The organism is Bacillus sp. M6-12 (genome assembly GCF_002860285.1).
Lineage (GTDB): Bacteria > Bacillota > Bacilli > Bacillales > DSM-1321 > Peribacillus.
The window spans coordinates 1-19990 of record NZ_PGVF01000035.1 but is presented as its reverse complement, the minus strand read 5'-3'; the positions used below and the strand labels follow the sequence as shown (position 1 = coordinate 19990).

At 41.2% G+C, this 19990-nt stretch carries 21 protein-coding genes; 18 read left to right on the top strand and 3 right to left on the bottom strand.

All coding sequences use genetic code 11. From position 1 onward, the window contains the following. Nucleotides 1-50: 50 nt before the first annotated feature. The gene (locus CVD28_RS26785) at nucleotides 51-866 is read left to right on the top strand and encodes an STAS domain-containing protein (RefSeq protein ID WP_101597714.1); all 816 of its coding nucleotides are present in this window, start codon (nucleotides 51-53) and stop codon (nucleotides 864-866) included. A 176-nt stretch (nucleotides 867-1042) separates the two neighbouring features. After that, nucleotides 1043-1387 (top strand): hypothetical protein, encoded by a 345-nt coding sequence (locus CVD28_RS26780; protein WP_101597713.1) that lies wholly within the window; start codon nucleotides 1043-1045, stop codon nucleotides 1385-1387. A 124-nt stretch (nucleotides 1388-1511) separates the two neighbouring features. Here the strand turns inward: CVD28_RS26780 and CVD28_RS26775 are convergent, their stop codons facing one another. Next, a complete protein-coding gene (locus tag CVD28_RS26775) occupies nucleotides 1512-2657 on the bottom strand; it encodes an MGDG synthase family glycosyltransferase (protein ID WP_101597755.1) in 1146 nt (381 codons plus the stop codon). Between the two features lie 108 nt (nucleotides 2658-2765). On the opposite strand from CVD28_RS26775, the gene CVD28_RS26770 reads away from it, so the two are divergent. Further along, nucleotides 2766-3602 (top strand): metallophosphoesterase, encoded by an 837-nt coding sequence (locus tag CVD28_RS26770; RefSeq protein ID WP_101597712.1) that lies wholly within the window; start codon nucleotides 2766-2768, stop codon nucleotides 3600-3602. Nucleotides 3603-3790: 188 nt separating this feature from the next. Here CVD28_RS26770 and CVD28_RS26765 read toward each other — a convergent pair whose 3' ends face one another. Together CVD28_RS26765 and CVD28_RS26760 are read right to left on the bottom strand one after the other, a co-directional pair. Continuing rightward, entirely contained in the window at nucleotides 3791-4351 is a 561-nt protein-coding gene (locus CVD28_RS26765) for a YkoP family protein (RefSeq protein WP_101597711.1), read from the bottom strand. A gap of 43 nt (nucleotides 4352-4394) precedes the next feature. Next, a complete protein-coding gene (locus tag CVD28_RS26760; protein WP_101597710.1) occupies nucleotides 4395-5144 on the bottom strand; it encodes an endonuclease/exonuclease/phosphatase family protein in 750 nt (249 codons plus the stop codon). 184 nt (nucleotides 5145-5328) lie between these two features. Between CVD28_RS26760 and CVD28_RS26755 the strand changes: the two genes are divergently transcribed. The 15 genes from CVD28_RS26755 to CVD28_RS26690 all read left to right on the top strand — a co-directional run bounded on the left by CVD28_RS26755 (nucleotide 5329) and on the right by CVD28_RS26690 (nucleotide 19852). After that, nucleotides 5329-6759: an alkaline phosphatase family protein gene (locus tag CVD28_RS26755; RefSeq protein ID WP_101597754.1), complete on the top strand. Its 1431-nt coding sequence runs from the start codon at nucleotides 5329-5331 to the stop codon at nucleotides 6757-6759. 406 nt (nucleotides 6760-7165) lie between these two features. After that, complete coding sequence (gene mutM / locus CVD28_RS26750; protein WP_101597709.1) at nucleotides 7166-7975, top strand: bifunctional DNA-formamidopyrimidine glycosylase/DNA-(apurinic or apyrimidinic site) lyase; 810 nt, start codon at nucleotides 7166-7168, stop codon at nucleotides 7973-7975. A 119-nt stretch (nucleotides 7976-8094) separates the two neighbouring features. Continuing rightward, the gene (locus CVD28_RS26745; RefSeq protein ID WP_101597708.1) at nucleotides 8095-8772 is read left to right on the top strand and encodes a GntR family transcriptional regulator; all 678 of its coding nucleotides are present in this window, start codon (nucleotides 8095-8097) and stop codon (nucleotides 8770-8772) included. After that, nucleotides 8769-8933: a hypothetical protein gene (locus CVD28_RS28400; protein WP_180954329.1), complete on the top strand. Its 165-nt coding sequence runs from the start codon at nucleotides 8769-8771 to the stop codon at nucleotides 8931-8933. Before CVD28_RS26745 ends, CVD28_RS28400 begins: the two co-directional genes overlap by 4 nt. Before the next feature lie 83 nt (nucleotides 8934-9016). Beyond that, complete coding sequence (locus tag CVD28_RS26740) at nucleotides 9017-10564, top strand: PucR family transcriptional regulator (protein WP_101597707.1); 1548 nt, start codon at nucleotides 9017-9019, stop codon at nucleotides 10562-10564. A 160-nt stretch (nucleotides 10565-10724) separates the two neighbouring features. After that, nucleotides 10725-11378, top strand: a complete 654-nt coding sequence (locus CVD28_RS26735) for an aspartate/glutamate racemase family protein (protein ID WP_101597706.1) — start codon at nucleotides 10725-10727, stop codon at nucleotides 11376-11378. A 70-nt stretch (nucleotides 11379-11448) separates the two neighbouring features. Beyond that, nucleotides 11449-12372 (top strand): DMT family transporter, encoded by a 924-nt coding sequence (locus CVD28_RS26730; protein WP_101597705.1) that lies wholly within the window; start codon nucleotides 11449-11451, stop codon nucleotides 12370-12372. Nucleotides 12373-12574: 202 nt separating this feature from the next. Next, nucleotides 12575-14197: an OPT/YSL family transporter gene (locus CVD28_RS26725; protein ID WP_257985998.1), complete on the top strand. Its 1623-nt coding sequence runs from the start codon at nucleotides 12575-12577 to the stop codon at nucleotides 14195-14197. Between the two features lie 11 nt (nucleotides 14198-14208). Next, nucleotides 14209-15267, top strand: a complete 1059-nt coding sequence (locus CVD28_RS26720) for a DUF917 domain-containing protein (protein WP_101597703.1) — start codon at nucleotides 14209-14211, stop codon at nucleotides 15265-15267. Nucleotides 15268-15291: 24 nt separating this feature from the next. Further along, nucleotides 15292-16239, top strand: coding sequence for a DUF1177 domain-containing protein (locus CVD28_RS26715; RefSeq protein WP_101597702.1), 948 nt, complete (start codon nucleotides 15292-15294; stop codon nucleotides 16237-16239). Between the two features lie 207 nt (nucleotides 16240-16446). Beyond that, the gene (locus CVD28_RS26710) at nucleotides 16447-17118 is read left to right on the top strand and encodes an AroM family protein (RefSeq protein ID WP_180954328.1); all 672 of its coding nucleotides are present in this window, start codon (nucleotides 16447-16449) and stop codon (nucleotides 17116-17118) included. A 17-nt stretch (nucleotides 17119-17135) separates the two neighbouring features. Next, on the top strand, nucleotides 17136-18080 hold the full coding sequence (locus tag CVD28_RS26705) for an aminopeptidase (RefSeq protein ID WP_101597700.1): 945 nt from the start codon (nucleotides 17136-17138) through the stop codon (nucleotides 18078-18080). 125 nt (nucleotides 18081-18205) lie between these two features. After that, entirely contained in the window at nucleotides 18206-19006 is an 801-nt protein-coding gene (locus tag CVD28_RS26700) for an NADPH-dependent oxidoreductase (RefSeq protein ID WP_101597699.1), read from the top strand. A 20-nt stretch (nucleotides 19007-19026) separates the two neighbouring features. Further along, complete coding sequence (locus tag CVD28_RS26695) at nucleotides 19027-19557, top strand: nitroreductase family protein (RefSeq protein WP_101597698.1); 531 nt, start codon at nucleotides 19027-19029, stop codon at nucleotides 19555-19557. Further along, nucleotides 19529-19852 carry a DUF6092 family protein gene (locus tag CVD28_RS26690; protein WP_101597697.1) on the top strand — a complete coding sequence of 108 codons (324 nt, stop codon included), beginning with the start codon at nucleotides 19529-19531 and terminating at the stop codon, nucleotides 19850-19852. The genes CVD28_RS26695 and CVD28_RS26690 overlap by 29 nt, the downstream gene beginning before the upstream one ends. Nucleotides 19853-19990: the final 138 nt, after the last annotated feature.

The following is a 19990-nucleotide window of genomic DNA, read 5'->3' as shown; positions in this document are numbered from 1 at the left end:
CTGCCAGACAGCATAATCGTTATATTATTTTTTGGTAGGAGAGTGCGAAATTGGACCCTATTCTTAAAGTTGCAAAATATTTTACTGAAAATGCACAATCCTTGTCTGCCGAAATTGTAGACATCATTCTAATAAAGATAAACTTGGATATACCTCAATGGGAAAAAGAGCTTGCAGTAAACGTTTATACCGACTTTATCGGTTTTTTAGGTGAATCACTTTCATTCGGGGAACATGATAGGGTGCCTGAAGGGCTTATTGAATGGAGCAAAACAAATGGAGAACGTGAAGCTTCTTCAGGGGGCAGGATTTCGGAAATCATAAGGCGTTATCCTGAAACAAGAGCCGTATTTACAGAACACATCACCCGGATCAGTGAAGAATATCAATTATCGATTAAACAAATGGCTTATATTATCACCCGGTTAAACTATATGCTCGATATAAGCATTAGCGAAACGATTAAAGCGTTTGAAACTCTGACAGATGAAATTATAAAAAAAGCGCAAAATGAAGTAATCTCATTGTCAGCTCCAGTTGTTCCTATTCAGGATGGCATAGCGGTTTTGCCGCTAATTGGTGCTATTGATACAGAACGTGCAGAGTTTTTGATGGAGAAGGCAATACCAAAAGTTGTACAGTTAAATATACAATGCTTAATAATCGATTTTTCAGGTCTTGCAACTATAGATACATCAGTTGCCAACCATCTGTTTAACATCCATTCGGCGCTGAGGCTGCTCGGCATTCGAGCCATAATAACGGGAATACGTTCTGAGCTTGCGAAGGCGGTTGTAGGAGCGGGGATTGATTTATCTTCAATTCGAACATACGCTAACGTAAAACAGGCAATTGAAGCAATGTAATTTGCTCTATACCTAACCGGAACGCAAGCTGTTTCGGTTTTTTACTTGTAAAGGACAATTTATCATCAGTCTCCCAATTAGCTCTATTAAATACTTCGATTTTGGGTAAAGAAGTCATAAACAAATCTTTCCGATAATAAAATACTTCATATGAAAAGAACATAGAGGAGAGAGAAATGAAATCATTAAAAGCGAAAGCAATTATTTTAATTTTGTTAACCACCGTCCTCGGAGCGTTGGTATTCATGTGGCTGAAAGGTTCTGGAGGATTCTCTGAACAGCAGCTTACGATTCTAGAAAAATACTATTCACCAAACCCGGAGGAAAAAGCAATTGGTATAGAAACAAACGAAGCGGCTGAAATACATATGTCTTCCAAAGGCCCAACCTGCGCGATGAAATTCAGCAGCGGACAAATTTTAATTTTGGATTGTGACAAATATCTAGACTATCAAATCGGCGATGAGGTTGTTATTTCCCAGCAAGATGGAATAGTATCGGAAATAAGGAAAAAGGAGTAAGCAATTGGCGGCTTTGCGAACTTTTAGAGAGGATTTTTAGGTCCTTTAATTTCAAATCTCAAATTTGAAGTCATAGACCGGAGCACAGATAATGTCTGTGCTCTGCTTTATGGCTCCTATATGGCTATACTGTTCTCCCGGCCAGGATTTCTGACATAATTTGAGACGGATCTGATTCAGTTAAACCATCATGATATTTTGATAATTGATCTTGAAAAGCTTTCAGCCTGCCTTGGTCCTGTAAGATTGCAAGCAATTGATTCTCCAAAGAAGTGCTTTGTAACTGCCGATCTTTTAATTTAAATACAAATCCTAAATTGGTAAGCTGCTGCAAATTGATTTCCTCTTGTCCGGGCAAGGCATGATAAATAAAAATGGGCTTCCTCTTAAAAAGGCATTCGCTGATCGTCACCCCGCCTGGCTTGGTTATAATGGCATCCATTCGTTCATAAAGGTCATTCATTTTTTTTCGGCATTCAACATAATCCAGCGGAAAGATATTCCCAGCCTGGAGGTTTTGAAGCTTGTGAAAGAGTTTGCGATTTTTTCCGCAGAGCACGTAAAACTTAATGTTGCTGCTTCCATCCATCTTTTTTGCCAACTTGTCGATGGCCCCAACTCCCAGGCTTCCTCCGCAAATCATAATGGACAAGGGGGAGGCATCTTGATCCCGCTTTTGAATGAAGTGTTTGGAAATATCTTCATGGATCGGTATACCGGTCACAAATATCCGTTTTTCGTGAATCCCCTTATTCAGCAAATAATCCTTTATCCCGGCAGTTGGTACGAAATGATAATCAATCTGCTGAATCCCCCAAAATTGATGGATGAAATAATCTGTATAAACATTGATGACCGGCACTTTTATTTCTCCATTTACCTTCAGGCGGCTAAGCATATAAGAGGGCAGGGCATGTGTACAGACAATCAAGTCAGGCTGCATTTCTGCAATAAGCTTTCTCATATACCTCAAAAACAATGATTCATAAAGCCTAAAGCGTTTGTTTTTTTTCAAATCCCTGTATACACTGCTCCGATAAACCGCACTATATAATTTTGGAAAAGCAGTAATCCATTTAATATATGCTTTGGAAATGAGGGCTTCAGTTTTACCGTAGCCATACGTAAGAATGTCTATTTTTTCGCAATGGACAGTATTCAGTCTATTCTTAAGGCCGTATATTAAGGAGTCTGCCACCTGGTGATGGCCAGAGGAGATGCGTAAAAATGGCAGGAACAAAACAGTTTTCTTCGCTTCGTATGTTTGCATATATAGCACCCCGGTTTCTTCATGCTTAAACAAATCCCTTCCATTCCATCAATTACCGGGCTAACCGGTGCTGTTTTTCATGTATAATGTTGTAGGAGGGGTGATAAAGTGAAAATCTTACTAGTTGCAGCTTTTGTTGCAATAATATTTTATATAATTCGGCGGGCCTACCAAAATACAACCGATATAGTTATCAATCGTATTCCAATTGAAAATCACGGTCCTATTTTAAATATTCTCCAGCTTTCCGACCTTCATCTTGAAAACATCTCCATTACTCCCTCAGAGCTTTATGAAAAGCTAAAGGGCGAACCGATCGATATTATAGCGTTAACCGGCGATTTCTTAGACCGTAAACGTACACTTCCTAAGCTTGCTCCATATTTGAAAGTGCTCAATAGATTAAATGCCAAACATGGAATATATGCTGTTTTTGGCAATCATGATTATGTGCTGCGCGGTGAAAATTTCCAAAGACTTAGAGAGATTTTAGAACAGAACGGCTGCACGGTAATGCGGAATGAAAACACAACGATTCATGTCGACGGAAAACCTGTAAATATTATCGGTATTGATGATTTCAGCACGAAGAGAAGTGATCTGGAAGCTTCATATTCAGGTGTAGTCCCTGGAACAAATCTAGTACTGACCCACGATCCAAATCTTGTGCTTCATATGAAGGACTATCATTTTGATTATTTAATAGCCGGCCATTTTCACGGAGGCCAAATTTGCTACCCTAAAGCCTACCATCTTGTTAAAATGGGCAAGCTGGTAAAGATGAATATGATTAAAGGGCTGCATCAGCAAGATGGAAAGCCTTTTTATATCAATGAAGGATTGGGCCAAACTGGAGTAAATATCCGGGTTGGGAGCCGTCCCGAAATCACATTGCATCAATTTTCTCTTACGGAAGCCCAAAATGATTCATTGCCCGCTATGTAACTTTGCCTACAACTGTAAATATTTGTTTATGACCCATTTTCACTAAAAGATGTGATATGGGTCATTTTATTACTTTACATAACAAAGCTACGGTAAACTTTCTGTTGTTTACTAGACATTAAAATTGCCTACATAAGTAACCTTGGGCCAGATGATAACTAGGCAATGATTCATTTGCTTACCATATGCTATTCCCTATAAATTTGATATAGCTTTTCCTTTGACATAAACAAATAACTGGGAGGGCCTTGTTTCACAAAATTATTCAAAGAGGGCTTGGAGACAGACAGGTACATAATAGGTAAAAATGAAGCCCATTTAAGCCATTTATAGACGGGATGGCCAATACTGAAAACCTCAAAACCGAGACGATCACAGCCTTTATTTAAAGTAGTGATGCCAATGATGCCCTTAATGTCATTTGCATACCTGTTGTTGCCGATATATGCCTCAATAGCTGGAAGGGATCCCCGAACTCTTTCGTACACTATTTTTGCTCTTCTTAGTTCACTGTTAATATGCTTTATTTCATTCAATAATCTGGCATTATGTAAATGAATCTTCACCAACTTATCACTTTTTTTAATTAGTGTGCCGTCTGAAAGAGTTATATCCCTTCCCTTGTAGGAGGTCAAACGAACCCTTAAGATATTTTCGCTTTCGTCCAGGCCAGGAAGATAGCAAAGACGGGTAAATTTAAAGTAGATAGGATCTAACACATTCCAAACAGATAAAACATATCCTCTCATATTTCTCTTCCTCTTTTGTTTTTATTATTAATGTGGATAATGATTATTTTTTTATATCTGGTTTTATTTGTAAGGTGGCCAGAACTGGCAAATGGTCTGACGCTTGAATGTCGGAATTTATTATCCGGCAATCTACAGGTTCCAGTTCCTTTCCTGTGAAAATATAATCCAGCCTACGAAAGGGGCGTGCTGACGGGAAGGTATTTCCGCCGCGCAAGCTCAGATTAGTTTCAAGCCAGGCGTCCTTCAGAGATTTGGTTACTTTTCTCCACGCAATTGAGTAGGGAGTCATATTCCAATCCCCCATAACAAATGAGGGACCCTTGCTTTTTTTAACTGCATTAACAATAAAGGTGGCTTGTCTCTGATGCAGGAATGGTGTCAAACTTAAATGAGTGGTAAACGCGGTCACTTCCTGCTTGCCTGCTTTAACAGTTACCTCAAGCAAAGCCCTGTCTTCAACGACTTTCGGCAAAAAATCAAATGGGTGGTTCTCCGATTTTACAATTTGGAACCGGGTGAGTATAGCATTGCCGAATTGCCGTGGGTTGTTTTCAGCTGGCGTATCAATCGTGACGGCAGGCCCGTATACATAATTCATTTCTAATTCATTTGCCAGATAAAGCGCTTGGTCTTCAAAACGGCTTCTGGCTGAAAAAAATCGATCCACTTCATTAAGGCCAATAATGTCAGCTTGTGAATACTTAATTACTTCTGCTATCCTCTGCAGGTCCAGCTTTTTATCGATTCCTCTCCCTTGATGGATATTGAATGACATAACTTTAATCTCCATAAGTCACCACCTATTCCTTCAAATATGCTTTTATAGCATTTTCAAGCTTCAAAAAGTTTATTAAAAAAATCATGAGATTCACTGAAAAAGTAGATAGTAAGTGTATTGTAAGCTAATTTGAAAAAGGGTGGATAAATTGGAAAAAGGAAAAAAGCTAGATGCTGGCAAACCAGTACTGTTACTCATGATTGATACGCTCATGGATGCCCCATTACAGGAAGCCATACAGCAAGATAAGGCTCCGCTGCTGAAATTTCTTATTGATAACGGACAGTATTTTCCGGATGTGGTTGCTCCGTTTCCGACCATGTCCGTAAATTGTGATACTACATTGCTAACAGGTACATATTGCGATAAACACAGACTGCCAGGGCTGGTTTGGTTCAACCAGCAGGAAAACCGGCTGATTAACTACGGAAGCCATTATCGGGAATTGTGGAAACTGGGGCTTGAACGATCAATTGAAGACGTTCTTTTTAATATGAATGAAAAGCATATTAGCCACGGGGTCGTGACGATACATGAGGAACTTCAAAATAACGGAAGAGAATCCGCCTCAATTAATGCCCTGATTTATCGCGCCAATACAGAGCACCAACTTAAACTGCCAAGAACGTTAACATTTCTTACTAATATCCGGAAAAACCGGCTGGTGAAGGCCCCAATGGTCTTTTCATTTGGCAAGCTGTCTAAAATAACCCCCTCCAACCGGTATCAGCATTTTTTTCAAAAGCTTGGGATCAACAATTCGTCTACAGTTCAGCAGTTAACTCAGCTGATTGTAAATCAAAGTCTGCCAGATTTCTCAATTGTGTATTTCCCTGATCTTGATCAAGCGGTACATAAAAATGGACGGATGGATGTAAAGGGCATTGAAAAGGTGGATCAGCAATTGCAGCAGATATTTAACCTGTTTGAGTCTTGGGAAGCAGCACTAGATGAAAATATTTGGATAACGATGGGGGATAATGGCCAAGCCTGGGTCGGAGCTGACAAAGATGAGGCGCTAATCGATTTGCGGGAATTGCTCCAGCCATTACGAATCATGAAGGAAAGTAAAGGAGTCGAGGAAAGTGATCAGCTGATTCTCGCCGTGAATGATAGAATGGCCTATATTTATACGCTCGATCCTAGCAATGTCCCAGTCGAGCGGCTTGCGGAATTATTGCAAAAGGATAAAAGAATTGACGTAATTGCATGGAAGAAGGAACAGTTTATTTCAGTCCTTTCAGGGGAGCGGCAGGGGGAGCTTCTATTCAAGCCCAATGGTGAATATCGGGATAAATATGGCCAGTCCTGGACGCTTTTCGGAAATCCCAGCCTGCTGGATATAAAGCAAAGTGATCAAGGCATTGAATATGGCCAATACCCGGATGCCCTGGCCAGACTTCGAAGCAGTCTATTTTCACATGATGGGAATTTCCTGGTTGTAAGTGCCAAACCCGGCTACGAAATTATCGGTGAAGGATCCCCGGCCCATGTCGGGGGTGCGGGCCATGGAGGGCTGCATCAGCAGGATACATTAGTGCCAATGATTGTAAACGGCACCGATACAAAACCAGTACATTTGCGCATGGTGAATTTAAAGGAATGGATTTTGACCCTGATAAGCTAAAAATGACGGAAGTCTGCTCTTTAAGAGCAGCTTCTTTTTTGTAGTAAAAGCTAAGGGGTTTAAAAAAAGCATAATGATTTAGGTGATGATTCTGGGAATATGCAAAAAGTTCTAGTGTCGTGCTTTTAGTGAGTGTCGAGCGCTTTCGTCATGGTAAGCAGCTTTCAGTAGAAATTTGCTGATAAATCGAAAACACCCTGGGAATGAAGAAAATCGCAAATGAAAAAGCAGCTACATTTATGCCAGCAGTAACCTCGATAGAATATAATGAACTACCCTCCGCCCCAGTATTAGCCTTTTATAATATTTTATCGCTAAAGGGTCAGGGTATAGCCAATACAATTCCACATAATTCACTTGTTCTATTAGGATACTAATAAAAATGTGAGGACAAGGAGAAGACAAAATGCCAGAATTGCCGGAAATGGAGCTTTATCGCATAGAGTTAAGTAAATATTTTATAGGACAACAAATAACTTGGGTCGAGATAAACCGGGAAAAGTCGATTAATGTGCCGGTTTCTCAATTTACAGAAGAACTGCTGGGCAGTACGATTTCCGGAATAAGAAGGAGAGCAAAGTATATTATTTTTGATTTAAGTTCAGGAAAACACCTGCTTTTGCACTTAATGCTTGGAGGCTGGATGTTTATAGGAAATGAGCATGTCAGTCCGGAGCGGACAAAACAGGTGATATTGACATTCGGTAACACAAAATTATTTTTCATAGGCTTAAGACTGGGATATCTTCATTTATTAACTTCAGAGGAATTGCATAAGAAGCTGTCTGTCTTGGGACCGGAGCCTTTTGACCCTGAATTTCAGCTAGAAGATTTTAAGGAAAGATTAAGCAAGAAGCGGGGAGTACTCAAATCTATATTGATTGATCCCAAATTCATTGCGGGCATCGGAAATTGTTATTCGGATGAAATTTGTTTCGAGGCGCGGCTGCGGACAACGAATAAAGCGGCGGATCTATCTGAGGGTCAGGTAATTTCTCTTTTCAGTTCAATAAAGCCTACTTTATCACGCGCTATTCAAATTGGCGGTTATATGGATTATCCTTTATATCAAAATGATAAGAAAACTGGATCCTACAATGATCATTTCTTGGTATATGAATGCGAAAATCTTCCTTGCAAACGATGCGGAACATTGATTAAGCGAATCGAAATTTCATCACGAAAATCTTTTTATTGTCCCGGATGCCAAGAATAATGAAGGGAAGGGGATCAGCATTTTGAAGGATCTTTGGAAAACGAGAGTTATTACTTGAAATGAATACTTGTATACGATATATTTCAGATAAATTAGAAATATATCGGAGGTAAAAGTGAGTGCCAATTCCTAAAAATATTAAGCTTCAAAGGCGTGCGTCCGCAAAGGATCGGGCATTAAAACAGCTAAGAACCTGGATTGTTGATGGAACATTGGAGCCGGGAGAAAAATTATATGATGAAGAAATCGCAGAAAGCATAGGAGTGAGCAGGACACCGATCAGAGAAGCGATGCAAATTCTTGAGCGCGAACAATTGGTATCTGTCAATCCAGGCAAAGCAACAATTGTCAAGGTTATTGAGAAAGAGCATGTCTTAAAAATATATCCCACAATTGCAGCCCTACATTCCCTGGCTGCGGAAGAGGCTGCAGCAAAGATAGCTCCAAATCAGATTGAAGAGCTTAATATAATCAATGAGCAATATCAAGAGGCAATACTTCAGAATAATGTCCTCGATGCGAGTGAACTAGATGAACAATTCCACAGTGTAATTGTAAGGGTAGCCGACAACCCGTTTATTTTAGATTATTCTTCAATTTTACAATTGCATATCCGCCGGGTTCATAACATCTTAAACCATCAAATTGGTTTGAAAAAGAACTCAGTAAACGAGCATCAGATTATCATTCAGGCGTTCCTAGGGAAAAATCCGCGGCTCGCATCAGAAATAATGAAACAAAACTGGCTAGGGCAGATGGATGAGGGATATGCTTTGTGGGAGGAAGGCAATAAGTGAAACGCATGACCAGAAAGGGAATTCATCCGAATATCTTCGTAAACTTGTTATTATGGTTTTGGGGTGGTGAATTCGGGGCTGCGAGGGATAAATGGGTAAAAGCGTGGGTTCAGAAGCATCAGCAATTTACGCCATGGAAAATGCTGTTTCTCTTTATCTAAGGAAAAAAATAATTTATGAACATGTTAAATGCTGTATTCTTAGATTATATCAAGGCTATTAGCAAATGAAATAGGTGACTATAATGGATAATGCTGGTATCACTTTAAGAGAATTACTTCGCCTTCCAGTTTTAAAAGACGCAAAGGTCATTAGTGGTGAGAAGGGATTGGACCGCGCTGTTCGTTTTATTGATATTATGGAAGTCCCTGATGTTAAGGACTGGCTAAGAGAGGGCGAATTATTATTAACTACTGCCTATTCTATGCGCCATGATCTTTCTCAGCTTCCTGAATTAGTGGAACTGCTTGCGAAAGCAGGAGCTGCCGCTCTGGCCATTAAACCAGAAAGATTTCTTCAGGATATGCCGGTTGAGATGCTGAGAATGAGTAACGAATATAACTTGCCGATTATAGAAATACCAAGTGGAATTCCTTACATGGATATCACACACGCAGTGATGGAACAGATTATTGATAAACAAGCAAGTCTGCTGAGAAGGTCTGATGAGGTATATAAAACACTTACAAAGCTTGTGTTAGAAAATAGAGGGATCCAGGCAGTGGCGGATACTGTTGCAGGGCTGCTGAAATCACAAATCCGGGTAATTGATAAAACGGGCGCAGCAATTGTTTCGTCTCCGCCAGCTGTTGTCCCTGATGTCTCAGTTGATAAACGCTATTGGGACATAACTGTAGATAAGCAATTTGTTGGTAAGCTTATCATAGAAAAGGAACATTTAGATGAGTTGGAATTGATATGTGTGGAACATGCACGCTTGGTTTTTTCTTTAGAATTGATGAGAAGAAAAACGGCTTTGGACACAGAAATAAAACTGCGCGGAGATTTTATTGAAGAATTATTAACCGGATTGCCTTTATCAAAAGAGGAAGTGGTGAATAAGGGGCGTCAATTGGGATTAACTTCAGATTGTGTATGGCAAATTGCTATCGTTGAAGCAGACCAGCTTCATATTGAGGAGAATTCCGCATATATGATTAATCTTGGTGAACTAATTGAGGAAGAATCAAAAAAAAGGAAAGTCAAATCTCTCTTTCATAAGCAAGGGAACCGAATAGTCCTAATGCTTGCCTCTATTAATCAGGAGGTAGTTACCGAGGAACATGATTTTCGCTTTAAGGAAAAGGAACGCTGGCCGAAATTATTAAACCCTTTAATTAGTAATTGGAAAGGTTTTCGAATAGGTTATGGGGGAGAATGTCTTCTGTGGACAGCGCAGCGAAGTTATATAGAGGCCAAAAAAGCAATTAGGCTCGGAATAAGACTGGATAAAAATAAAAAGATTTTTTCCTTTGAAGAAATCGAAATGTTCCAATTATTGGTAGATTCTTCAGATCATACTATCATGGACGCATTTGTGCAAAAAAAAATTGGAAAGCTTTGTGAATATGATACAGACCATGGTACAGAATTAGTCACTTCTCTTTATTATTATCTAGCAACTGGAGGCAGCTTGCTGGATACTGCTAAGCAATTATATATTCACCGAAATTCAGTTAAATACCGTATTGATCGTATAAAAGCAATAGCGGGGATTGATCTGGAAAACTTTCAAGAACGATTCGTATATTACTTCAGTTTAATATACCATTTTTTAAAGAAAATGGAATAAGAAGGATTTATTGTGCTCTGAGCACAATAGATCCTTCTTATTTTTAGTGAATGGGGACATTGTTGTCAGCCACTAAAATAATTAGAATAATAAACAACATTCATTACATTCTTTTTATTCAGAAAATATTTTCAATTATATGGAAGAGAGGATTCAAAACATGATTGGAGTAATACGAGTTTTTACAACCGAGAAAGAAGAAATTCTTGAGCAGCATGGGAAGGTTATTACCGGTCTTTACGGGATTAACACAGTGAATAAATGCATACCTGATCAGCCATTAGGTATTTTTAATGATGAGACCGAAGCGATTGCCATACCTAAAATTGTTGAGTTAGGGAAATCCATGGAAAAGGAAGGGTGCAGCATCCTGGTAATCAGCTGTGCAGCGGATCCAGCGATTAATGAGCTTCGAAAAGAAGTATCTATTCCGGTAATCGGGGCAGGGAGTGCTGCCGCTCTTACAGCTTTAGCTATAGGGGAGCCGGTAGGTGTACTGGGTATCACTGACACTCCTCCGGCAGTAATCAAGAATCTGTTAGGGAACTTGCTTGTCGGATATGCAAGCCCTGAAGGTGTAGCCAACACAACAGATTTGATGACCCCAGCTGGCCGCGAAAAAGGTATTGAGGCTGCTATATCATTATTGAATAAAGGAGCAAAAGTTATTGTATTTGCTTGCACCGGTTTTTCAACTATTGGACTGGCGGATGTTTTGCGAAGTGAGCTTAACGTTCCGATTATTGATGCAGTAGAAGCAGAAGGATTGTTTGCATCATCGCTTTATAAGCAATCTGCTTCCGTTTTGCAATAGAAGCTTGGAAGCTTCCCGGTAACACGGGAAGCTTTAAACCAAGTTTTAAGCTTTGAAAGAAGGTTTCCCTTTGGCAAAATCCTATATAACTTTATTTTTCTGTGTGTTTGTATGGGCTGGGAATTATTTGGCACGGCAATTCCTGTTAACAGAATTTTCACCATTGTTTCTTTCTGCCTTCAGCCTAACCGTGGTTTCCATTTTCTTTTTCAGTCTGGCCTTAATAACAAAATCATTTGTACGGTTGCAGCGGAATGAAATTATTCTCCTATGTATTGCAGGTTTAATTGGATTGATTGCAAACCAGATATTTCTTTTTACTGGCTTAAAATATTCATCAGCCACCAATGCTTCCCTGATTTTTAGTTTGGCACCGTTAATTACAGCTGTATTAGCTAATGTGTTTCTTAAAGAAAAAATTACAAGGCAGATGATCTTTGGCAGTGTGATTGCTATTGTAGGTATCTACCTGGTTTTATCAATTAACGGACACTTTGAGTTTAACATTGGTGATTTGCTTCTGCTTGGGGGAACGGCTACATTCTCCTGCAATCTAATATTTGTCAGATTGCTTTCCAGACGTTTGTCTTCGATGATTATTACTACCTATAGTTTTATCATAGGCGCAATACTCTTCGATCCATTTGTGTTGGCTGGCACTGCGATTAATTGGAAGCAATCATTTTATTTCTGGGTATTCGCTTTGATGTCAGTGATAATAGGGCAAGGCATTACCACGATGATGTGGAATAAGGCGATGAATGCAGTTGGGGCAGCAAGATCAGCTATTGTTCTTAATCTGCAGCCTTTAATGACCATGCTGCTAAACTTTTGGATTTTTCATAATACTGTTACAGTTAAGCAAATGTTTGGTGCAGCGCTTGTTTTTGCCGGGATTCTCCTGAGCACGGCACAAAATGGTATCTCCATACATAAACAGGCCATAAAAAATGACGTCGGAAATAAAGAAATAAGCAAGAAGGAAATAAGTTAAGCTTTTTCAACTATCTCAAAATATTTGCATGCTCATCAAGATAGGTCATGGTTAGGATAAAACGGCAGTTTGATTGAGAAATAAAAAGAATTAAATTTGTTAAAGTTGCCGAATGGATAAGTTAACACTGTTTTCAGAAGGGTTATCACATAACAAAATCTGCTGCACATATAAAGAAAAACATAATAGGGGGGTTACAACAGTGAATCAAGAACAAAAAGAAAAGAAACATCCAAGTATCTTTGAACCATTCTCGCTACTGCTAAATGTAATAACGGCCGTCTTTGGAGCAATCATCGGGATGCAAATCATTACTACTCTTGGGGTTACACCGAATACCTCAATTATTGGTGCACTTATTGCGATGCTTATTGCCAGAATTCCTGTGACATTGTTTCGAAAATATAAATCTATTCACCGCCAAAATCTGGTTCAAACATCCATTTCGGCATCGACATTTGGTGCTGCCAACAGTCTATTAATTCCTATCGGTATTCCTTTCTTAATGGGAGCCCCGGAATTAATCATACCTATGCTTATTGGTGCTGCTTTAGCGATGTTTGTTGACGCAGCTATCCTTTATAAAATTTTCGATTCAAAGCTGTTTCCGGCAAGCGGAACATGGGCGCCTGGCGTAGCAACTGCCGAATCTATCCTTGCGGGTGATAAAGGCGGTAAACGGGCAGGGCTTCTGGGACTTGGGACAGGCATCGGTATTCTGGGCGCTTACCTGCATATACCTATGTCAGCATTTGGTGTCGCGTTTATTGGTAATATTTGGGCACTATCGATGTTTGGAATAGGTTTATTGTTCCGCCAATATTCTATTCCGGTGTTCGGCGTAGATGTCAACGCTCTTTATATCCCTCATGGAATCATGATTGGTGCCGGGATTGTAGCCTTAATACAGGTGTCTATCCTGCTTTTCAAGAAACCAACAGGTTCGGCTGCAAATGCTAATAACGAAGTTGCAGCGGCATTGGAGGCTGCAGAAGATGCTGTTCACACCCGCCCAATCAAGGAAGCAAAAAAAGCGTTGGGGTTAGGATTCTTAGCATATGCCGCAGTTGCTGTGGTAATAGCGATAACAGGTGGAATTATAACTGATATGTCTTCTGGCATGTTAATTGGATTCATCATTTTCGCCGCGTTTGCTGCTTTTGTACACGAAATCATTGTAGGGATTGCAGCGATGCATTCCGGTTGGTTCCCGGCATTTGCAGTAGCATTTATCACTCTTTTGATAGGAATGATGATTGGTTTCCCGCCGTTAGCTCTTGCTCTGCTTGCAGGTTTCAGCGCTGCAACTGGACCTGCATTCGCTGATATGGGTTATGACTTTAAAACAGGACACATTTTGCGAGGCAATGGTGAAGACAAGGCATACGAATTAGCGGGAAGAAAGTCTCAATACATTACGGCGATGATTGCATTTGGAGTAGCTTTATTGACTGTTCTTGTAACTTACAAAGGATACTTTGCTCAAAACCTTGTTCCACCGATCGACACCGTGTATGTGTCAACTATTAAAGCTGGCACTTCTTCAGAAGTTGCCATGCAGCTATTGCTTTGGGCTATACCAGGGGCGATCCTTCAATTAATTGGAGGTCCTAGCCGTCAAATCGGGGTCATGTTTGCGACAGGTCTTCTCATCCTGACTCCAAATGCATGCTGGGCTGTGTTGGCAGGGATCGCAATTCGTCTGATCTGGAAGAAAGCAAAGGGCAAAGAAGCGGACACACCGATGAGCATTATGGCAGCTGGATTTATCGCGGGTGATGCATTGTTCAGCTTCTTCAATTCAGTATTTAAACTTAACAAGTGAGGCGAGTTTCTATGGCGAAAATTAAATTAGACGAAAAAACAGTAGAGTACGCAGTTTACGGTGGTGCTGTCCTTGGCGGCGGCGGTGGCGGCTGGATCGAGGATGGCCTTCAAATAGGGCGTCTTGCGTTTGAAATCGGACAGCCTGAGTTATTGACAGTTGATGAGCTCCAGGACGAGGATTTGCTTGTTACTGTTTCATTGGTCGGAGCCCCGGCTGCTAAGGATAAATATGTAAAACCGATCCATTATGCAAAAGCTTTGGAAATTCTTTCGGCAAAGATTGGCAAACCGATCCAGGGGATTATTACAAATGAGAATGGAGCCGGAACAACAGTGAATGGCTGGTTCCAATCAGCAGTAACAGGAATCCCTATCATTGACATTCCATGTAATGGCCGTGCCCATCCGACGGGATCAATGGGATCGATGAATTTATCAGAACTGAGCGATTATGTTTCCCACCAGGCTGCTGTCGGAGGGAAGGGTGCTAATTATATGGAATTAAGCATTTCGGGCTCACTGGACAAGGCATCTACCGTAATTCGAAAAGCTTCGATTGAAGCTGGAGGTTTATTGGCAGTTGCAAGAAACCCTGTCACTGTCGCTTATGCAAAGGCAAATGGTGCAGCAGGTGCAATTCAGCAGGCTATTGCAGTAGGAGAGGCCCTGCTTAGCCAAAAAGGGGAAGCAGCCATTGATGCAGCCGTGAAAAAACTCGGTGGAAAAGTAGTGGTTGAAGGAACAGTTACAGACTTTGTGCTTGAAACAACAGGCGGTTTTGATGTAGGAACTGTAACAATCAATGATTCTTATTACATGACATTCTGGAATGAATACATGACCATTGAAAAGGATGGAGAACGTTTTGGCACATTCCCGGATCTGATCATGACTCTAGATGCCAAAACGGCAAGGCCGATTGTGTCAGCTGCAATTGAAAAAGGCCAGCAAATAGCCGTGATTTCTGTTCCAAAGGAAAACTTGATCCTTAGCAGTACGATGAGGAATGAAAAATTGATGAAACCAGTAGAAGAAATTATTAAAAAATCGATTATTCGATATCTCTAATAACCGAACAGGAGGATCTTAAAAATGGTACTTAAGCAAACGTTAATCGCAATCGACACCCTTGATAGCGCTTTTGTAACGGGGAAAAATGTCAAAGAATTGTTCACTCAGTTTCCAAATGTAGATGTAACTGTTACAACAGTTACCGGTGAAAAAGGCAGCACTGATTTTATTAAAATTGTGATTCCGGGATCTAATGGTAAATTGAATGGCGGAAACACTCCTACTTTTGGCATTATCGGACGACTTGGGGGAATCGGTGCCCGTCCTAGCCGCATCGGTTTAGTATCGGATGCAGACGGAGCTGTTGCAGCCGTTGCTTCGGCCTTGAAGCTTGCGGAAATGCAAACGAAAGGTGATACACTCCAGGGGGATGTAATCGTTACGACTCACATTTGTCCAGATGCTCCAACCCGTCCGCATGAGCCTGTGGACTTCATGGATTCGCCGGTTGACATTTTAACAATGAACCAGTATGAAGTTGTACCGGAAATGGACGCGTTATTATCTATTGATACAACCAAGGGCAATCGTGTAATCAATCATAAAGGAATTGCAATTTCTCCAACTGTTAAGGAGGGATATATCCTCCGTATAAGTGATGATCTACTTCGAATCATGGAAATGACAACAGGAAAATTCGCAGTGACTTTTCCGATTACGACTCAAGATATTACACCTTACGGTAACGATCTTTATCATATTAACTCCATTCTTCAGCCGGCTGTAGCTACAGATGCTCCTGTCGTGGGACTAGCAATTACAGCTCAGTCTGTAGTGCCTGGCTGCGGTACAGGTGCCAGTCATGAAACAGACATCGCCGATGCTGTCCGCTTTGCCGTTGAGGTAGCAAAGGAATCAACGAATGGTACATGCCAGTTATATAGCCAGGATGAATTTGAGAGAATAACTGAACTCTATGGTTCTATGAAAATGCTGCAAACCATGGGTAAAAAGGCTTCTCATCAGTAAAAAAAGAGGAGGGAGAAGTCCCTCCTTTATTCTTTAATAGAAAGCACCACTATAGTAATGCATCGCAGCAGCTTTTTTTACGAAGTAAAATAAAGCCGCGATACACTGGAGAAGGAATGCTTCAGCAGCGATATATTAGGCGGCAACTTGTCCGTTGCCTCTTTTGGTGCGCTTGCGCTTTTCTATTAAGCAATTGGAGGTAGGATGATGGAAAAACTAGGAATGATTACTATAGGCCAGGCTCCCAGGACCGATGTGGCACCTATAATTGAGAAATTTGTGGATGGGCGTGCAGAGCTTGTCCAGGCAGGTGTCCTGGATGGGATGACGAAAGAGTATATTGAACAGAAATTGTTTCCGGAAGCTGATGACTATGTGTTAACGTCCCGTTTGGTAACAGGGGATTCAGTCGTTATGTCCCGTGAGAAAATCAAACCGATTTTACAGGAAAAAATCAATCAACTGGAGCAGCAAGGAATTAAAAATATTCTGCTTCTTTGCACAGGGGTGTTCCCTGGGCTTACTACTACAACTTCCTATCTGATCGAGCCTGATCATATCATTCCTCCAACAGTAAAGGCACTTGTTGCAGACCGCCGTTTTGGAGTGATTGTGCCACTCGATGAGCAAAAAGACCTCCTGCATCCGAAGTATTCACCTTTTGGGCTGGATCCAAAGTTTGCGGTTGCTTCGCCTTATAAAAATGATATGGCAAGTTATAAAACTGCAGCAAATGAACTGAAGGATAAAGTTGATATCATATTGCTGGATTGTATGGGGTACACCGAAGAATCCAGAGATTTGGTTGTGAAAGCTACGGGATTGCCAGTTATTTTGTCAAATGCCATAATGGCGAAATTAGTGTCAGAGATGATTTAAATAAGAGGATGATAACAATGAATGACCAAATGGTTCAAATCAGCAAGAATGTATTGGAAAAGTGCTTGGGCCTTAAAGAAAATGAAAATTTTCTTGTCGTGGCAGATGACGTTAAAAAAGACCTTGGACTTGCTTTGTATGAAGCAGGAAAATTAATTGGGGCTGAAGCGATGTTTCTTATCATGAAGGAACGCGAAAAATCGGGTCAAGAACCCCCAGCTTCCGTTGCTGCGGCAATGATTCAGGCAGATGTTGCCGTATGCGTAACAGAACATTCGTTAACCCATACCCATGCTCGAAAGAATGCAGCTGCATCTGGCACCCGATTGGCTACAATGCCCGGGATTACAGAAGATATGTTTTTGGAGGGTGCTATTTCCGCTGACTATTCAAAAGTAAAAGTGCTGACAGAAGCTGTAACGGAAACATTGACAGCAGGAAGAAATATACGAATAGAAAAGGGTGGTTACACACTCTCTTTCTCGATTGCTGACCGTAAAGGGGTTCCAAGCACCGGAATGTATTTAAACCCAGGTGAATCAGGAAACCTGCCTTCCGGTGAAGCATATATAGCGCCAGTCGAAGGGACAGCGTCGGGTAAAATTTTAATAGACGGCTCGGTCGCAGGAATTGGCCGGCTAGCTTCCCCTATCCTTCTGACACTGGAAAAAGGTCGTATTATTTCTGCAGAAGGAGATGTTTCCGAAAAATTACTGAAAATCCTCGGCGACAGTGATGGAAGATTGCTTGGTGAATTTGGCATAGGCACCAATGATAAAGCCAGGATCACTGGAGTAGTGCTTGAGGATGAAAAAGTATTCGGCACCATACATGTTGCCTTTGGAAGCAATAACACATTTGGAGGAAACATTTCGGCAGGCGTACATATTGATGGAGTGGTGAATAAACCTGATATCTATATTGATGATAAATTATATATCAAAAACGGAGAATTGCAGTAGTACCCATAGTACATCAGTAAAAATTTAGGGGCCAAGCAGGCGTTGAAGCGGAGGAGATTTTTATTAATAAAAAAATTAAACCATCCAACCGTTTGGAACTGGAAGGAATCCAGCTGCCTGAAAACATGTTGAATGACACAATTAACGTACTCACTTCTCACGAATCAATCCGTGGTTTCCTGCCAAAACCTCTGCCTGAAGGTGCAATGCAGGCCATTACCACTGCTGCCCGAAGCGCTCCAACCTCGTCCAATCTGCAGGCATACAGCATCATAATTGTAAAAGATGAACAGAGGAAGCGGCGGTTGGCCGCACTATCCGGCAATCAGAATTTTATTAGCGAGGCTCCTGCGTTCCTTATATTTTGTGCCGACATATTCAGATTGAGGTATGTGACGGCAAGGCAGGGATATCAGTTTTCTGCAGATACACTTGAGATGTTTCTTCTGGCAGCAGTTGATGCCTCGCTTGCTTTGCAAAATGCTTTGGTAGCTGCTGAATCACTGGGGCTGGGCGCTGTACCAGTAGGTTCTATCAGAAATGATCCTAAGGCTGTAGCCGAGGAAGTAGGACTGCCGGTGGGTGTGTTTGCTGTTGCTGGGCTGGCAATAGGTTTTGAACGCGAGGGAGTCAGGAGAGGGACAAAGCCCCGGCTGCCTGAACAAGTAACCGTTCACAATGAAACTTATTCTTCTCTGGCACTCGAACAACACTTACAAGCATATGACCAAACGATGATTTCCCGCAGAACCTACGATGGACGGCGGGTTTCGCTGGCGGGTGAGCCGGAGAAGCAGGGAATCGAGTATGGATGGTGTGAGCATACTGCACGCAGATGCACACGTCCAGAAACAATTGCTGCTTCCGCGAGTTTACGAGAAAACTTAAAACAAATTTTAGAAGAAATCGGATTTACTATTCGTTAGAAAAGGAGTGACAATAAAAAGTGGAAGTAATCGCAGCCGTTAAAACAAGGCGAAGTGCCAGGTCCTTCGAACAACGGGCCCTCCCTGAAGAAATAATACAAGAAATCGAGAATGCTATCTTAAATAGCCCGTCCGGGAGTAATGCACAAGAATCCCATTTTGTGATAGTCCAAGATAAATTGCAATTAAAGAGGCTTAAACGTTTTGCTCCAGGTTTATCCGGAGAGCCGGCAGCTGTGGTAGTGCTTTGTTCTAACGGAACCGAGTCATTAATTCGGGGAGGGAAGGATACAGCAGAAGTTCTGCGTTTTGTAAACCTAGGCATAGCTGCTGCTTACATACTATTAGCCACCCATTCATTGGGTATTGGGAACTGCCCAATACGTTCATTCCACCGCGAAGCAGTCAAAAAACTGCTGGATCTGCCGGAGGACATAGAACCAGAGCTTCTTATCAGCTTGGGCTATGCTGACCAGCCTCCACGTCCAAAAACCGGCAAACCTGCACAGGAGGTGATCTCATATGACCGTTTTGGGTCCTTTAGAAACTGAGCAGCAAATCAAGGAGCATCTTCGGGATTATGTTGCTTACGCGCTGACAAGCGCCAAAGGACTATACCGTGAACCGCAAAGCTACGGTGCGATGCGAATGTTTGATGCAATGGAAAGGGCGCTGTGCTTACTTCAAGAACTTGGAGAACGAGATGAGGCTCTTGAAGAAGCTCTTACTGCCGTAAGAAAAGAGAGATGGCAAGCCATGACAAATCCCGATGCTTTTGGTAAAGCGATTGATGACTCGATTCTTAAATTAGTCGACCTATCTATGTATGATGATAATAAAACGTAAATTAAAGGTAAGCAGGAAAGTCTTTTATTTGAACTATACCAGATAAAGGGAAGGATTTAAAAGGCACCTGAAAATTTAAGATAGCTAACAGATGACTCCGGTATTTTGCCGGGGTCATTTTTGTTGTGCGCCCGGCAT

Bases quoted from the DNA above. Each gene is read 5' to 3' on its own strand.
- CVD28_RS26705 (WP_101597700.1), top strand. From the start codon at position 17,136: ATGAATGACCAAATGGTTCAAATCAGCAAGAATGTATTGGAAAAGTGC.
- CVD28_RS26775 (WP_101597755.1), bottom strand. From the start codon at position 2,657: ATGCAAACATACGAAGCGAAGAAAACTGTTTTGTTCCTGCCATTTTTA.
- CVD28_RS26760 (WP_101597710.1), bottom strand. From the start codon at position 5,144: ATGGAGATTAAAGTTATGTCATTCAATATCCATCAAGGGAGAGGAATC.
- CVD28_RS26700 (WP_101597699.1), top strand. From the start codon at position 18,206: ATGTTGAATGACACAATTAACGTACTCACTTCTCACGAATCAATCCGT.
- CVD28_RS26720 (WP_101597703.1), top strand. From the start codon at position 14,209: ATGGCGAAAATTAAATTAGACGAAAAAACAGTAGAGTACGCAGTTTAC.
- CVD28_RS26735 (WP_101597706.1), top strand. From the start codon at position 10,725: ATGATTGGAGTAATACGAGTTTTTACAACCGAGAAAGAAGAAATTCTT.
- mutM (WP_101597709.1), top strand. From the start codon at position 7,166: ATGCCAGAATTGCCGGAAATGGAGCTTTATCGCATAGAGTTAAGTAAA.
- CVD28_RS26765 (WP_101597711.1), bottom strand. From the start codon at position 4,351: ATGAGAGGATATGTTTTATCTGTTTGGAATGTGTTAGATCCTATCTAC.
- CVD28_RS26740 (WP_101597707.1), top strand. From the start codon at position 9,017: ATGGATAATGCTGGTATCACTTTAAGAGAATTACTTCGCCTTCCAGTT.
- CVD28_RS26715 (WP_101597702.1), top strand. From the start codon at position 15,292: ATGGTACTTAAGCAAACGTTAATCGCAATCGACACCCTTGATAGCGCT.
- CVD28_RS26755 (WP_101597754.1), top strand. From the start codon at position 5,329: ATGATTGATACGCTCATGGATGCCCCATTACAGGAAGCCATACAGCAA.
- CVD28_RS26710 (WP_180954328.1), top strand. From the start codon at position 16,447: ATGGAAAAACTAGGAATGATTACTATAGGCCAGGCTCCCAGGACCGAT.
- CVD28_RS26690 (WP_101597697.1), top strand. From the start codon at position 19,529: ATGACCGTTTTGGGTCCTTTAGAAACTGAGCAGCAAATCAAGGAGCAT.
- CVD28_RS26780 (WP_101597713.1), top strand. From the start codon at position 1,043: ATGAAATCATTAAAAGCGAAAGCAATTATTTTAATTTTGTTAACCACC.